The organism is Qipengyuania algicola (assembly GCF_042492175.1).
Taxonomy (GTDB): Bacteria; Pseudomonadota; Alphaproteobacteria; order Sphingomonadales; family Sphingomonadaceae; genus CAJXSN01.
The window spans coordinates 2,144,471-2,159,262 of sequence record NZ_CP170453.1; the positions used below are offsets into that span (position 1 = coordinate 2,144,471).

Consider the following 14,792-nt stretch of genomic DNA (forward strand, 5'->3'; position numbering starts at 1 on the left):
AGCACCGGCTATTGTCCGTGCGCTCCGGCTTCGGCCCATGATACAAATGGCGCTCGGTTGCAATATGCGCGCCTTTCATACCAACTGTTTAACAGTCGATTTCCATTGGATTGTGTGCGCTACAGAGTCTTGGCGAAAGTAATCGCGTCCAGCCTGCTGCCATCCGCCACCTTATAATAGGCTTTGCGTCTTCCGATTGGTTTGTATCCGACCGCGCGATACAGGCTGGCAGCGGGATTGTTCTCGCGCATTTCGAGGAACATTCGCTCCGCTCCGCGTTCCCGCGCACTTTCGGCAATAAGTAGAAGTAACCGTTTGCCAAGGCCCGCTTTTCTGTGGTCAGGCAGCACGGCAATGAGGAGCAGTTCTTCTTCTCCCGGGGCCGCCCGGGTCATCGCGAAGCACACCGCCGGAGTGGTCTCCGTGGGCGCCGATCCGTCAGCGCTCAGCATGGCGATATGCGTGCCGGGCATATCGAGAGAGGATGCGATCTGCGCCCTGTTCCATGCCTCGCCCCAAGCGGGATCGAAACTGGCGGCCATGATGTGCATGATCGTGTCGAGTGGATCGATCATTGGGTTGGCTTCTGCGGTTGGGATGCGGGCGTGTTGGCAGGTTTTGCATCGGGTGCGCGTCCATAGAGCGGCGTCAGGTCATCGGTCAGTGTGTTATGGTGAAGAAAAGGAAAGTGCCGAGCGTCGGCAGAAATTTCGATGACCTCTCGCCCGTCCTCCAGCAATTGCGCGAGTGCCGCTGCGCGGTTGCCGGCAATGACCGGGTGGCGGCAGGCTTTGGCCGCTTCGGGGTAGGGCAATGACTGCACAAGGTCCTGCGCTCCGCCGTGACCATCGAAATTCTGGATGAACCACTGCGAGTGTCCGCCTTCCATGCAGACGGTGACAGGGCGGCTTCCCGATTGCGCTCCGGCTGCGATCAGGGCGAGGGTTGGGTAGCCGGTGACGCGCGCACCCCAAGCGATGCCCAATGCCCGGGCCGCTGCGATCCCGATCCGCACGCCGGTAAAGCTGCCGGGGCCAAGCGAGACACAAATATGTCCCGCGCGGCCTTTCTCCGGCAATTCGGCGATCATCGGGATCAGCCGTTCGGCATGGCCGCGCCCCAGCACCTCATGCCGCGCATCGACCAGGCGCAGTGTGTCGCCTTCGAACAAAGCGACCGAGCACGCTTCGGTAGCGCATTCGATCACCAGCGTTCTGTTAAGGGGGGCAGGGGCAGCGGTCGGCATGGGGAGGCCAGATGCCTCACCCATGCGTTTCGCTCAAGGTTTCAGGTGCGAAACCTCAGACGACTGTGTTGAACTTCGCAAAATCGGGACGCGGGCTGCGGTCGAAAATCGTAGTCTTGTCGCCATAGCCGATGGAGCAAATCCAGTCGGCCTTCACGCGAGGTTGATCGGCGAAGAATTCCTTCGTCACGCCGTCCAGATCGACGCCCGACATAGGTCCGCAATCGAGCCCGATCGAACGCGCGGCCAGGATGAGGTAAGCACCCTGCAAAGCCGAGTTACGAAACGCGCCTTCCTTGCGGCCTTCTTCGTCGCCCTCGAACCAGCTTTTGGCGTCGGTATGGGGGAACAGCCAGGGCAGTTCCTCGTGGAAATCGATGTCGTAGCCGATGATGACGGTGACCGGTGCGGCGCGCACTTTGTCTTTGTTACCGTCGGAGGCCAGCTCGGCCAGTCTGTCCTTTTGCTCGTGACTGGTGACCCACACAAACCGGCCCGGCTGCATATTCGCAGAGGTGGGGGCCATCTTCATCAGGTCATAGATCGCTTCGATCTGGTCCTGCGAAACAGGTTTATCAAGCCAGCCATTATAGGTCCGTGCATCGCGGAAAATCTGGTCGAGAGCTTCGCCTGGCAGGACGTTGTCGTGATATTGCTTGGTCATTGGAACTCCGCTGAGAAATTTATGCTGCGCGGACTTCAACGACCTCCGGCACATAATGTTTCAGCAAACCTTCGATGCCGTGCTTCAGCGTGGCGGTGGAGCTGGGGCATCCGGCGCAGGCGCCCTGCATGCCCAGATAGACGATCCCATCCTTAAACCCGCGATAGGCAATGTCGCCACCGTCGCTGGCCACAGCAGGGCGCACGCGGGTTTCCAGCAGCTCGTGGATCTGCGCGACGATATCTGCATTGGCCGGATCATCTTCGACCACCATCGCATCTTCTTCAGGCGGCACCGAAATACCGCCTGCGGTGCCTGCAGCAAACAGCGGCGCATGGCTGACGAAATGGTCGAGCAGGATCGCCACGATCTGCGGCTTGAGTTCGGTCCAGTTGACGCCCGGCGCGGCGGAGACCGAGACGAAATCGCCGCCGAACATCACATTGGTCACTTCGCCGGTATCGAAGATTGCCTGCGCCAGCGGGCTAGCCTCGGCTGCCTCGGGCGAAGTAAACTCGCGGGTACCGGCCTCCATCACCTGCTGCTGTGGCAGGAACTTGAGCGTGGAGGGATTGGGCGTGGTCTCGGTTTCGATGAACATGCACCAAATGTAGGGGCGGCAGGGGCGAGGGACAAGCTATTCACTCGTGCTTCACCCCTTTGCTGTCTATACCTGTGTCTATGAGCTTCCTTTTGCGCGCCGCACGGCCCTTTGCTTTCGTTCTGCCTGTCACACTTCTGGCGTCACCCATGATGGCGCAAGATGTGGCTGCATCGCCTGTTCCCGCGCCTCAGGCCGCGCAGGGGGAAAACGAGGTTCCGTGGCTCTATCAAGGCAGCGATGTGCCCGTCGACCGCGAATGGCTGTTCGGCGATATGAATAACGGCCTGCGCTATGCCGTGCGCAGCAACGGGGTGCCGCCCGATCAGGTGAGCATCCGTATCCGTATTGACGCCGGGTCCTTGCACGAACGGGATGACGAGCAAGGCTTTGCCCATTTGCTGGAGCATCTGCTTTTCCGGGAGAGCAAATATCTCGGATTTGCCGAGGCAATTCCCACCTGGCAGCGGCTGGGCGCGACCTTTGGCAGCGACACCAATGCCGAAACCAGCCCAACGCACACGGTTTATAAGCTGGACCTGCCCGGCGCGAGCCCGGCCAAGCTGGAAGAGAGCTTCAAGCTGCTTTCGGGCATGATCCGCGAGCCGGTGCTGCAGGCGCGCAATCTGGAAGCCGAAGTGCCCATCGTGCTGGCTGAGAAGCGCGAACGCGGCGGGGCGGGGCAGCGTGTGGCCGAAGCGACGCGCGAGACGTTTTTCGCCGGACAACGGCTGGCGACACGCTCGCCGATCGGTATCGAATCCACTTTGATCGGCGCGACGCCTGAAGCCGTGCAGGCTTTCCACAAGCGCTGGTATCGTCCCGAAAATGTGGTGATCTCCGTCGCGGGCGACGCGGATCGCGAAGTGTTCGCCGGACTGATCGAGAAGTATTTTGGTGACTGGCAAGGGGAGGGCGCGCCCGAACCTGCGCCCGATTTCGGCGACCCTGTGGCGCCCGAAGGCTCAACCGGTTCGCCGGCGGTGGGGGAGACCACCGTGCTCGTCGAACCCGATCTTCCGCGCTCTTTCACCTACACAATCGCGCGGCCGTGGCGGCCGGTGAACGACACGATCGTCTACAATGAAGGTCTGCTGATGGATGGCCTTGCACAGGCGCTCATCAACCGGCGTCTGGAAGCGCGCGCCCGCGGCGGCGGCTCCTATCTCTACGCACAGGTTCAGCAGGACGATGTCAGCCGCACATCCGATGCAACGTTCGTCTCCTTCGCCCCCTTGAGCGAGGACTGGAAAGCAGCGCTGGCGGATGTCCGATCGGTGATTGCCGATGCCACCACTACTGCGCCGAGCGAAGAAGAAATCGCCCGCGAATATGCCGAGTTCGAGGTCGCGTTCGTGGCCATGGTTGCGGAGCAGGACGTCGCTCCCGGATCGCGGCTGGCGGACAACATCGTGCAGGCGGTCGATATCCGTGAGACCACGGCCTCGCCCGACACGGTGCTGAAGGTCTTCCGCGACATGAAACCGCGCGTCACGCCGGAAGCGGTTCTGGCCCGGACCAAGGCGCTGTTCGCAGGGACTGTGCTGCGCTCGGTCTATGTAACACCATCGGTTGGCGAGGCAGACAGCGCGGCGGTGCAGACCGCACTGCTGATGGATGCCGCTGCCGATAGCAGCGCGCGTCTGGCCGAGAACACGATCAGTTTCGACGATCTTCCCCCCTTGGGCGAACCGGGCGTGGTGGTGAGTTCGAAGGATCTGGGCGTGCTCGATATTGAGCGGATCGAGCTTTCCAACGGTGTTACCGCATTGCTGTGGCCCAATGATGCGGAGCCGGGCCGTGTGACCATGAAAGTCCGCTTCGGCGCAGGCTACCGCGCCTTCGATGCCGAGGACGCGCCCTATGTGGGCCTGGGCGAAATGGCGCTGGTCGGCAGTGGCTTCGGCAATGTCGGGCAGGAAGATCTGGACCGGCTGGCGACAGGCCGCAAGTTGGGCTTCGACTTCGCCATCGAGGACGCCGTGTTCTCCTTCTCCGCCCAGACGCGGGGCGAGGATCTGGCCGACCAGCTCTATCTGTTTGCGGCAAAACTGGGCGATCCGCGCTGGGATGCCAATCCGGTGAACCGCTCGCGCGCAGCCTCGCGGCTGGCCTATGATACCTATTCCACCAGTCCCGGCGGATTGCTCGGCCGCGATCTGGAATATCTGCTGCGGGGGCGCGACCCGCGCTTCGCCACGCCCGATCCTGCTGCGCTGGAAGGCACATCTCCCGAAGGTTTCCGCGAGGTATGGGAGCCCCTGCTGAAGCAAGGCCCTATTGAGTTGCTGATTTTCGGCGAGTTCGACCGCGACGAAACGGTCACAGCGCTGCGCACCACCTTCGGCGCCTTGCCCGAACGCGAGCCGATCCCGGCAGAGGTGGCGGCACGCGGCTCCGACTTCCCCGAAGCGGGCGAGACCACTGTGCTGCGCCATCGCGGTGACGCCAATCAGGCAGCTGCGGTTATCGCCTGGCCCAGCGGGGCTGGTGTTGCGGGCCTGCGCGAATCGCGCCAGCTCGAAATTCTGACATCGGTGTTCAACAACCGCCTGATGGACGAGATGCGCGAGCGGGCCGGGGCCAGCTATGCCCCGCAGGTTCGTTCCACCTGGCCCGTTGATATGGAGGAGGGCGGACGGATTATCGCGGTTGCCCAGCTGAAGCCGGAAGATGTCCCGACTTTCTTCACCGCTGCCGATAAGATCGCCGCCGATCTGGTGGCGAATCCGCCCGATGCTGACGAGCTGGCACGCGTGACAGAGCCGCTGCGCCAGTTGATCACGCGGGCCAGTACGGGCAATATGTTCTGGCTTTTCCAGCTGGAGGGTGCGAGCCGCGATGTCGAAAGGCTTCGCTCGCTCGGCACGCTGCTGACCGATTATTCGCGCACCACGCCCGAAGTAATGCAGGGCCTCGCCGCGAAATATTTCGGCGGCCGTGAAGGCTACCGGGTGGCCGCTATTCCGGAAGGACAGGATCTGGCCGAGGCAGGCAGCGCCTCAGCTGTAAGCGCTACCTCCGGCAGGTAAGCTGATGCTTCTTGGGTCTGGCCTACAGTCCGTAGCCAGATAAGCCGCCGCTAAACCATTCCTTCGCTTGCCCTATCGGGGGCGGGGGCGGTAATGCTGCGATTGCACACAAGACAAGATTGGCAGACAATGGCGCAGAATTGGTCCCCCGACAGCTGGAAATCGCACGAGGCACGGCATCTTCCCAAATATGAAGATGCCGACGCTTTGGCCGCAGCCGAGGCGACGCTGAAGGATTATCCACCGCTGGTCTTTGCCGGTGAAGCGCGCGCGCTGAAGAACGATCTGGCTGAGGTGGCTGCGGGTGAGGCGTTTCTGCTGCAAGGCGGCGATTGCGCGGAAAGCTTTGCCGAATTTCACCCCAACAATATCCGCGATACCTTCCGCGTGATCCTGCAGATGGCGGTGGTGCTGACCTTTGCGGGCAAACTGCCGGTGGTGAAGGTTGGGCGCATGGCGGGGCAGTTCGCCAAGCCGCGCAGTTCGGATACGGAAACGCAGGGGTCTGTGACGTTGCCGAGCTATTTCGGCGATAACGTTAACGGCATCGAGTTCGATCCGGCCCGGCGCCGCAACGATCCCGAGCGGATGGTCAAGGCATATCTGCAATCGGCAAGCACACTGAACCTGCTGCGGGCCTTTGCAGGCGGTGGCTATGCCAATCTGCGTCAGGTCCACCAGTGGACGCTCGATTTCATGGGCCGCTCCCCCTGGGCCGACCGGTTTGCCGAGACAGCCGACCGGATTTCGGAGTCGCTCGATTTCATGGAAGCCTGCGGGATCGATCCGGCCACCGTGCCGCAGCTGCAGGGCACCAGTTTCTACACCAGCCACGAGGCGCTGCTGCTGCCTTACGAGCAGGCGATGGCGCGGCGCGATTCGCTGACCGGCGACTGGTACGATTGCAGCGCGCATATGCTGTGGATCGGCGACCGGACGCGGTTCGAGGGCAGTGCGCATATCGAATTCGCGCGCGGCGTGGGCAATCCGCTGGGAATGAAATGCGGCCCTTCGCTGGAGCCCGACGACCTGCTGAAATTGCTCGACACGCTCAACCCTGCGCGCGAGCCGGGTCGCATCACGCTGATCAGCCGCTTCGGACACGATAAGGTGGAGGCCGGCCTCCCGCGCCTCGTGCGCGCTGTGCAGCGTGAAGGGCATCCGGTGGTCTGGAGCTGCGACCCGATGCACGGCAATGTGGTGAAGGCGGACAGCGGCTACAAAACGCGGCCCTTCGACCGGATACAGGCAGAAGTGCGCGGCTTCTTCGCCGTCCACCGCGCGGAAGGCACCCATGCTGGCGGTATCCATCTGGAAATGACCGGGCAGGATGTGACCGAATGCGTCGGCGGAGCCGTGGCAATCACAGATGCCGGTTTGAACGACCGCTATCACACGCATTGCGACCCGCGCCTCAACGCGGCGCAGTCGATCGAACTGGCATTCAGCATTGCCGACATGCTCAAGATGGCGGCGAGCGAAGCGCAGGCCGACGCCGCCTGAGCACTGGAAAAGCAGTGGCTTAAAGCACGTTTCTCGCAAGTGGGGCGGGCAGGGGATGCATCCTTAGGCCCCCTTTCCTTATCGGGCAGGCTCGTTCATGGTTGTGCCTCGACCGGTCGCCGATGAAGGGTCTAGCGATGACTGCCACAGCCGCCCGCCCGTTTCACGAGGCGGGCCCCGATCTTGTCGGGAAATACCGCTCCACCCGCGCGCTGACCGAGGCGCTGGCGGCGCCCCTTTCGGAAAGCGATGCGACCATCCAGTCGATGGAAGATGCCTCGCCAGCGAAGTGGCATCTGGCGCACGTCACGTGGTTCTGGGAGACGTTCCTGCTGCGCGATCATCTGGACGGATACGCGCTGTACAACGAGGACTGGCCGTTCGTTTTCAATTCCTATTACGAGGCTGAAGGGGAGCGGATTGCCCGGTTTGCCCGCGGGATGCTGTCGCGCCCAACCCTGCAAGACATCCTCGACTGGCGCGCTCATGTCGACGCGGCCATGCAGCCCTTGTTTCAGCGGGAGGAGCTCGCCCCGCTGATCGAACTGGGCTTTGCGCATGAGCAACAGCATCAGGAATTGCTGCTGACCGATATCAAGCACGCGCTGTCCCGCAATCCACTGGGTGCGGCGATGTGGGAAGGGACGCCGCCTGCTTCCACTGAGCGGGAACGCGGCTGGCACGAACATCCCGGCGGCATCGCGCTGATCGGGCATGATGGAGACGGTTTCGCCTTTGATTGTGAAGGGCCTCGGCACCGCGTCCTGCTGGAACCGTTTGCCTTGGCCGACACTCTGGTCACGAATGCCGAGTGGAGCGCGTTCATCGCCGATGGCGGATATGAGAATGCGGCCTTGTGGCTGTCTGATGGATGGGGCTGGGTGCAGGAAAACCGCATCGCCTCACCCGACTATTGGCGCGGAGACGAGCACTTTACTCTGCAGGGCTGGCAGGAACGGGATCCGTATGCGCCTGTCACCCATATCTCCTATTACGAGGCCGACGCCTTTGCCACTTGGGCAGATGCGCGTCTGCCGACCGAGTTCGAGTGGGAAGCCATCGCGCGAGGTCAGCAGCCGGACGAAGCACAAGCGCACGATCCGGCAGCGGGCAACCAGCTTGATCATGCCGGGCCGGTCGCGCCGACCGGGACGGCCGACCTGTTCGGCGATTGCTGGCAATTCACCCGCAGTGCCTATCTGCCTTACCCGCGTTTCGAGCCTGCATCCGGCGCGGTCGGCGAGTACAATGGCAAATTCATGAGCGGGCAGTTCGTGCTGAAGGGCGCCAGCTGCGCCACGGTGCGCGGGCACAGCCGTGCCTCCTATCGCAATTTTTTCTACCCCCACCAGCGCTGGCAGTTCACGGGCCTGAGGCTGGCAAAGGATATTTGATGGCCGAGAATTCCGGACTGAAACTGGTTGATAGGGACGATCACGGCATCGACCGCGCTTTTCGTGCCGACGTGCTGGAGGGTCTGCGCCAGAACCCCAAGGCACTGCCTGCGCGGTGGCTGTATGACGATGCGGGTTCGCAATTGTTCGAAGATATTACTAAGGTTCCGGAATACTATCCCACGCGCAGCGAGCGGGAGATTCTGGAAGCGCGTGGTGCTGAATTCGCCGCTTCTATCGGGCCGGGGCGAGCAGTGGTGGAGTTTGGCAGCGGTTCCTCGGTCAAAACACCGCTTTTGCTGGAAGCGATTGACCCGGCTGCTTACGTACCGCTCGACATTGCAGGAGACTTCCTGCGCGCTGCTGCTGCCGATCTGTCGGCCAAGTTTCCCAGCCTGCCGGTCTATCCGGTGGAGGCCGACTTCATGCGCCGCGTGGAACTGCCAGAAGCCGTGGCGGATATACCCAAGCTTGGCTTCTTTCCCGGCTCGACCATCGGCAATATGGTCCCGCGCACGGCGGTCGATCTGCTGCGGACGATGCGCGAGACATTGGGCGAGGGCTCACAATTGCTGATCGGGATGGATCTGGTGAAAGACCGCGCCGTTCTGGAGGCGGCCTACGACGATGCGGCCGGTGTAACGGCCGAATTCAATCTCAATTTGGCGCGCCGGATCAATCGGGAACTGGGCGGCACCATCCCGGTAGGCAGCTTTTCTCACGAAGCGCGCTGGAATGACGATTTCGCGCGGATCGAAATGCATCTGGTCGCACAAGGCGACCTGTCCTTCGAAGTCGCAGGTGAGGGCTTTACCATGGTGAAGGGCGAGACGATCCACACAGAGAACAGCCACAAATTCAAGCGCCGCAGCGCCAACACGCTTCTGCTGGCGGGCGGCTGGACCCCGGTGCAGCGTTGGCTCGACAGCGGTGAACGGTTCAGCGTCGTGCTGGCCGAAGCCACCATCCCGCGCACAGCGCCCTAGGCCATGAGCGATATTGCGATCATTGGTGCCGGCATGGCCGGACTCGCCTGCGCCACACGTTTGGCCGCGAGCGGTCGCTCCGTCGTTCTGTTCGACAAAGGGCGCGGTCCCGGCGGACGGATGGCCACGCGGCGGGCGGAGGTAAACGGGAAAACCGTGCGTTTCGATCACGGAGCGCAATATTTCACAGTGCGTGATCCCGCTTTTATTGAGGCAGTTGCCAATTGGCGGAAAGCCGGCGCGGTCGCATCGTGGCCGGCGGCCGGCAAGGAGGCTTTGGTTGGCACGCCCGGCATGAATGCGCCGCTCCGACGTATGGCCGAGGCGCTGAAAGTGCATTGGGGCACCCGCGTTCAAACGCTCTCACGCAATGACATATGTTGGCAGTTGAGCTTCGAGGGCGACCGCCCGGCGGAGCAATTCGCGCAGGTCGTCGTCGCCATTCCCGCCGAGCAGGCCGCCGATCTTCTGGCGGAAGCGGCCCCCGACTGGTCCGGGCAAGCCGCGGCAAGCACATCGCAGCCCTGCTGGGCACTGATGGCGAGCTTTGCAGAGAAGCTTCCTTTGAACGACGTGTTTCAAGACAGCGACATTGCATGGGCGGCGCGCGGCGCGTCCAAGCCGGGACGGGACGCTGGCGAGCACTGGGTTATCCACGCCTCGCCGCAATGGTCGCAGACATTTCTGGAGCTCGCCCCCGAAACCGCCGCCGTCGCTTTGCTGGCGCGGTTCTGCGAGTTGGCAGGGATTCCCAAGCGCGTTCCCGTGCATAGCGCAGCCCATCGCTGGCGCTATGCCATGGCGGAGAAGCCCGCAAACGGAGGCAACGCCTCGCCTATGCTATGGGACAAGGACAAAGGCCTGGGTGTTTGCGGTGACTGGCTAGCCAATCCGCGTGTCGAAGGCGCGTGGGTTTCCGGCGATAGTTTGGCGCGGACGATCGAGGGTTAAGTGGCACGCACTTTCGTACATCAGGCACTCAAATGTGGGCGACATCATTCATGAATACGCCAGACCTCGGCGATTAGGATGCGTGGGCGATGGATTTGAAAGCCCTATTCGATAGTGCCGCCGAGCAAATTGCGGCTATCCCGCAATCCCAGCTGCTCATGTTGGCGGTGGGCGCGATGCTGGTGGGCTGGCTGGGCGCGGTGATGATCCGTCGGCAGATCCCGCTCGGCAGACTGGTCCGCACCGGCAGCACGCTGGTGCTGGTAGGGGTGCTGGTCACCGTTGTTCTGCAGGTTGCCCGGCTCGATCCCCGGCTGGATATTGCCATGCCGGGCATGGGCCTGCCCGAACAGACGGTTGTGGGGGAGGAGACGCGGGTCCCGCTGGCGCAGGATGGCCATTTCTGGCTGACGGCGCAGGTCAACGGCGTGGAGGCCGATTTTCTGGTCGATACCGGGGCCACGCTGACGGCCATATCGCAGGCAACAGCAGAGGCGGCAGGGCTGGAGCCGAACCGTCAGCGCCTGCCGGTCCAGATGACGACAGCCAATGGCACGATCACTGTGTCGATGACCAGTATCGATGAAATGCGCTTCGGCAATGTCGCTGCAAGCGGGCTGGATGCCGTGATCGCGCCCAATCTGGGTGAAACCAATGTCATCGGCATGAACCTGCTGAGCAGGTTGGCCGGCTGGCGGGTAGAGGATAACGTCCTGATCCTGACTCCCAACAACCCTCAGCCGGAGCTGGTCACCGGGGTTTAGCAGCGCTGCTCCCGCGACGTTCGCACATGCGGAAAATTTGTGCAGCGCAACAAAACGATAACTAGCACACTACTTTTGCAAGAAATTGCTGTTCGAGGGGCTTTCCAAAAGATGAATAAACCGTAAGGTGAACGTCCTTGGGTCTTGCCGAGTCGTCGGAAGCGGATGGTTTGGCAAGTTGAATATTAGGGGAATATCAGATGATGACTGCCACCGGGCTGCGCCGTAGCCTCCTTGCCGCCACTTCCGTCGCGGCAATTACCGTAACTGCACCTGCACTTGCTCAGGAAGTTGACGAAAGCCAGTTCCGCATCGCGCCTGATCAGGCATCGGTCGTGAACACACCTGCCCAACCGGTTTTCGATACTGGTGCACAGGCAACCGATTTCCAGGTCGAGAACTATCGTAAGGTCGTTCCCGGCGTTATCGATCCGAACCTGCCGGCGCCCGCCGGCGTGCTCGACAACACTGGCGTAAACGGCATCGGCCAGATGCTGGCTGCGAGCCCCACTGGCGGCTTCGGTCTTTGCACGGGTTCGCTTGTCAACCCGCGTATGGTTATCTTCGCTGCTCACTGCGTGAACAGCCGCGCCGCTGACAGTTACGGCAACCCGACCGGCGGCACCGACATTGCTTTTGGCTTCAACGATGACACGCTTGGCAGCTTTATTGGCTATCTGAATGCTGGCAGTCAGACGCTCACTGACCAGAACGTCTATAACGTTGAGCACATCTGGTATGACGAGCGTTCGCTCGCAGAGGGTAGCTTTGGTTTCCTTCAGGCCGATATCGCGATTGCTACGCTGGATACTCCGGCGTTCGATATTCCGAAGTGGGCGCTGTTGTTCACGCCGTTGAGCGGTCAGGAGCATGTCACGGTGACCGGTTATGGTCGTTCGGGTAATGGCTTCGACGGTGATACACAGGGCATCGACTGGCGTCGCCGCGCTGGTGAGAACTTCGTCTCGTTCCTCGGCTCGTTCGATGATCGCAACACGTTCCTGTTTGGGCAGCCGTTCGGCGATCTTCCGCAGGAACTGTACTGGACCAGCTTCTCCGACCAGCGACCCTACGATCCGAGCCTTGGCCAATTTGATTTTGGTATCTGGGGTGCCGACGACGTTCCGCTTCCGCGCGAATCTTCGACCGCGGGCGGCGACTCCGGTGGTCCGCTGATCGTCGACCAGAAGTGGGATACCCCAGTAGTGGCCGGCGTCCTGTCGGGCGGCTCGCGCTTCTTTGGCGCACAGGTCTTCAGCAGCTTCGGTACGGTCAGCTTCTATCAGCCGCTCCACACCTTCTGGCAGGTTATCGTCGCCAATAACCCATACACCTTTGCCACCACCAAGGGCGGCGATGGTAACTGGAGCGACAGCCGTCACTGGGTCCGTCAGCTCGATCCGTCCTACATGGTCGAGATCGATGGCGATCTGGTCAACGGCGTACCTTCTACCCTAGGTGCGGAGATCAGCGGTGATGGCGGCAATTGGGGCGACGTTTGTTTCCTCAGCACATGCGGCACCTTCGATGCCGTCGCGCAGGTGGTTGCCGACGGCACGTTCCTGAAGGTCCGCAACGGCCCGGGAACAACGAATTTTGTGCCGAACAACATCTCGGCCGATCCTGCCAATGGTGTGCGTCCGCAGTATTTCGAAGTGACGCTGGATCAGGCGGGTGCGACTTCGGTCCGCTCGTCCTACGAAATCGACAAGTTTAACATCGGGGGTGAGGCAGAACTGCTGGTTCGCTCGATGGGTAACCTGTCGATCCTCGGCGATTACACGCAAATCGGCGGCATCACGTCGAACCAGGGTGTGATCTCGGCGAATGACTTCCTGTTCGGCGCCGGCGTGGTCAACGGAACCGGTCGTTTCCAGGCAGCATTCTCGACTGTCGGCGCAGCACTGCTTGCTCCGGGCACACGCGATCCGTTCTTCAACGGAGGCGGTACCGCCGCTTACGGCAATCTCGTCTTCGACGGGAACCTGATCCTGACCTCGGCCAGCGTTTTCTCGGTCGATGTCAACGATACGATGAACGACTCGATCCGTGTCCTCGGCGCATTGTCGCTGTCGAGCACTCCGACCGATGGTGGTACACTGTTCATCCGGCGTCCGGCGGCTGCAGCCAAGCCGGTTGACGGTCAGAGCTTCGTTATTGCCCGCGCCCGTGACGGTGTGATCGGTGAATTCGGCGAAGTGGTCAGCCTGCTCGGCAACCTCGGCGCGAATGTCGATTACTTTGCCAACACCGTCCGCGTGACGCTGGAAGCAGGTAGCCTGCTGAACTTCGTGGGCACGGCGACCCCGTCTCTGTCCGCAGGCGACGCGGCCATCGCGAACTCGTTTGCAAAGGGTCTCGACGAGATCCGTGCGGCGGGCGGATATGACAATCTGTCGAATGTCTTCGGCAGCGTCGATCTGATGGACCCGTACACGCTGGCCAGCACGCTTACGTCGTTTGCCCCGAGCTTTAACAGCGAGGGATCGACGATGCAGGAGCGTCAGAGCCGTGCATTGACGCTGGGCGTGACGGATCGTCTGTCGCTGATGGGCAATGCTGCTGGCGGATCGCTTTCGATCACCGGCACACCGCGTGCTGCGATCAACGGTTCGTATGAGAGCGCGTCGGTGGGCACCCGCCTGGGTGTTGCGGGGCTCGCTCCGTCGAACCAGGCGCAGCTGGCTCTGCCTGAAGGCGTGACCGGCTTTGTCACCGGCGGCGTGATTTCCTCGGCGAACAGCTTCGGAGTGAACGAGAGCGCAGCTGACGGTCAGCGTTCCAGCTATTTCGGCATGGGTATCGAGCATGAGATGGCCGATGATCTGCATGTCGGTGTGGCCTTTGGCCGGGCATCGGGCCGCAGCAATATCGGCGGTGACTTTGCCGATAGCGAGCTGAACCAGGTGGCAGGTTATGCTTCCTATCAGCTGGGCGGCGGCGCCTATGTCGGCGCAGTCGGCACGCTGGAAATGGCCGAGCTGGAAACCACGCGTTCCGGCTTTGACGGGTCCAACAGCTATCAGCTGCTGGGTGCGTCCGAGATGACCAAGCTGACGGCGATGGCCGAGGCAGGCGTGAATGTCGGCCTCAGCAAGGGCCTGACGCTGACCCCGCGCGTGCAGATGGCGTATTCCAACACGCGTCTGAGCGGCTTTAACGAGCTGGGCGGCGAGACGGCGCTGCAGATCGATGATCTTCAGTCCGAGCAGCTGGAAGCACGCTTTGGTGCGAAACTGGCGGGTCACCAGGGCGTGACGGGCAAGTGGAGCATCATCCCGCAGGTCCAGGCGGATTATGTCCGCGTGGTTGACGGCAGCGACGATGGTCTGACGGTCCGGTTCGCCGGTGCGAGCGATGTTCCGATCGCTCTTCCGTTCGCTGGCGGTGACACCAGCTGGGGCGAAGTGCGCGGCGGCGTTCAGCTGACCAACGGCACAGTCCAGTTCGGTGCGAGCTTCGAGACGGCCATCGGCCGCGAAGCCTACCGCGACGACCGCGCCATGGCGGACTTCACCGTCCGGTTCTAAGCGACACGCAACCGCGCTTCTTTATCGGAGCCAAAAAAAGGGGCCGCAGAGAAATCTGCGGCCCCTTTTTGCTGTGCGGAATAGGCAAGAGACTGCGGAGGATGGACCTTTCAATCTGCTC

11 protein-coding genes are annotated in these 14,792 nt (G+C 62.0%); 7 read left to right on the forward strand and 4 right to left on the reverse strand.

The genetic code is table 11. The features are described 5' to 3' along the window. Positions 1-119 precede the first annotated feature (119 nt). From ACFCW2_RS10175 to ACFCW2_RS10190, 4 genes are read right to left on the reverse strand one after another with little or no spacing between them, the layout of a single operon-like run. Complete coding sequence (locus ACFCW2_RS10175) at positions 120-575, reverse strand: GNAT family N-acetyltransferase (protein WP_379546146.1); 456 nt, start codon at positions 573-575, stop codon at positions 120-122. Next, complete coding sequence (gene tsaB, locus ACFCW2_RS10180) at positions 572-1,270, reverse strand: tRNA (adenosine(37)-N6)-threonylcarbamoyltransferase complex dimerization subunit type 1 TsaB (protein WP_379546147.1); 699 nt, start codon at positions 1,268-1,270, stop codon at positions 572-574. Before tsaB ends, ACFCW2_RS10175 begins: the two co-directional genes overlap by 4 nt. A gap of 31 nt (positions 1,271-1,301) precedes the next feature. After that, positions 1,302-1,910 carry a malonic semialdehyde reductase gene (locus tag ACFCW2_RS10185; protein ID WP_379546148.1) on the reverse strand — a complete coding sequence of 203 codons (609 nt, stop codon included), beginning with the start codon at positions 1,908-1,910 and terminating at the stop codon, positions 1,302-1,304. 19 nt (positions 1,911-1,929) lie between these two features. Next, the gene (locus ACFCW2_RS10190) at positions 1,930-2,511 is read right to left on the reverse strand and encodes a NifU family protein (protein WP_379546150.1); all 582 of its coding nucleotides are present in this window, start codon (positions 2,509-2,511) and stop codon (positions 1,930-1,932) included. Between the two features lie 80 nt (positions 2,512-2,591). Here ACFCW2_RS10190 and ACFCW2_RS10195 point away from each other — a divergent pair, with 80 nt between their 5' ends. From ACFCW2_RS10195 to ACFCW2_RS10225, 7 genes are all read left to right on the forward strand, one after another. After that, positions 2,592-5,543, forward strand: coding sequence for a M16 family metallopeptidase (locus ACFCW2_RS10195; protein ID WP_379546151.1), 2,952 nt, complete (start codon positions 2,592-2,594; stop codon positions 5,541-5,543). 129 nt (positions 5,544-5,672) lie between these two features. After that, the gene (locus ACFCW2_RS10200; RefSeq protein ID WP_379546152.1) at positions 5,673-7,046 is read left to right on the forward strand and encodes a class II 3-deoxy-7-phosphoheptulonate synthase; all 1,374 of its coding nucleotides are present in this window, start codon (positions 5,673-5,675) and stop codon (positions 7,044-7,046) included. 137 nt (positions 7,047-7,183) lie between these two features. Beyond that, on the forward strand, positions 7,184-8,440 hold the full coding sequence (egtB, locus tag ACFCW2_RS10205; RefSeq protein WP_379546153.1) for an ergothioneine biosynthesis protein EgtB: 1,257 nt from the start codon (positions 7,184-7,186) through the stop codon (positions 8,438-8,440). After that, positions 8,440-9,426: an L-histidine N(alpha)-methyltransferase gene (gene egtD / locus ACFCW2_RS10210; RefSeq protein WP_379546155.1), complete on the forward strand. Its 987-nt coding sequence runs from the start codon at positions 8,440-8,442 to the stop codon at positions 9,424-9,426. The genes egtB and egtD overlap by 1 nt, the downstream gene beginning before the upstream one ends. 3 nt (positions 9,427-9,429) lie before the next feature. Next, positions 9,430-10,377 (forward strand): NAD(P)/FAD-dependent oxidoreductase, encoded by a 948-nt coding sequence (locus ACFCW2_RS10215; protein WP_379546156.1) that lies wholly within the window; start codon positions 9,430-9,432, stop codon positions 10,375-10,377. An 89-nt stretch (positions 10,378-10,466) separates the two neighbouring features. Then, positions 10,467-11,141, forward strand: coding sequence for a retropepsin-like aspartic protease family protein (locus tag ACFCW2_RS10220; protein WP_379546157.1), 675 nt, complete (start codon positions 10,467-10,469; stop codon positions 11,139-11,141). A gap of 200 nt (positions 11,142-11,341) precedes the next feature. Further along, a complete protein-coding gene (locus tag ACFCW2_RS10225) occupies positions 11,342-14,671 on the forward strand; it encodes an autotransporter domain-containing protein (RefSeq protein ID WP_379546158.1) in 3,330 nt (1,109 codons plus the stop codon). Positions 14,672-14,792 lie beyond the last annotated feature (121 nt).

Coding starts and splice junctions, on each gene's coding strand:
- ACFCW2_RS10175 (WP_379546146.1), bottom strand. CDS start 575: ATGATCGATCCACTCGACACGATCATGCACATCATGGCCGCCAGTTTC.
- tsaB (WP_379546147.1), bottom strand. CDS start 1,270: ATGGGTGAGGCATCTGGCCTCCCCATGCCGACCGCTGCCCCTGCCCCC.
- ACFCW2_RS10185 (WP_379546148.1), bottom strand. CDS start 1,910: ATGACCAAGCAATATCACGACAACGTCCTGCCAGGCGAAGCTCTCGAC.
- ACFCW2_RS10190 (WP_379546150.1), bottom strand. CDS start 2,511: ATGTTCATCGAAACCGAGACCACGCCCAATCCCTCCACGCTCAAGTTC.
- ACFCW2_RS10195 (WP_379546151.1), top strand. CDS start 2,592: ATGAGCTTCCTTTTGCGCGCCGCACGGCCCTTTGCTTTCGTTCTGCCT.
- ACFCW2_RS10200 (WP_379546152.1), top strand. CDS start 5,673: ATGGCGCAGAATTGGTCCCCCGACAGCTGGAAATCGCACGAGGCACGG.
- egtB (WP_379546153.1), top strand. CDS start 7,184: ATGACTGCCACAGCCGCCCGCCCGTTTCACGAGGCGGGCCCCGATCTT.
- egtD (WP_379546155.1), top strand. CDS start 8,440: ATGGCCGAGAATTCCGGACTGAAACTGGTTGATAGGGACGATCACGGC.
- ACFCW2_RS10215 (WP_379546156.1), top strand. CDS start 9,430: ATGAGCGATATTGCGATCATTGGTGCCGGCATGGCCGGACTCGCCTGC.
- ACFCW2_RS10220 (WP_379546157.1), top strand. CDS start 10,467: ATGGATTTGAAAGCCCTATTCGATAGTGCCGCCGAGCAAATTGCGGCT.
- ACFCW2_RS10225 (WP_379546158.1), top strand. CDS start 11,342: ATGATGACTGCCACCGGGCTGCGCCGTAGCCTCCTTGCCGCCACTTCC.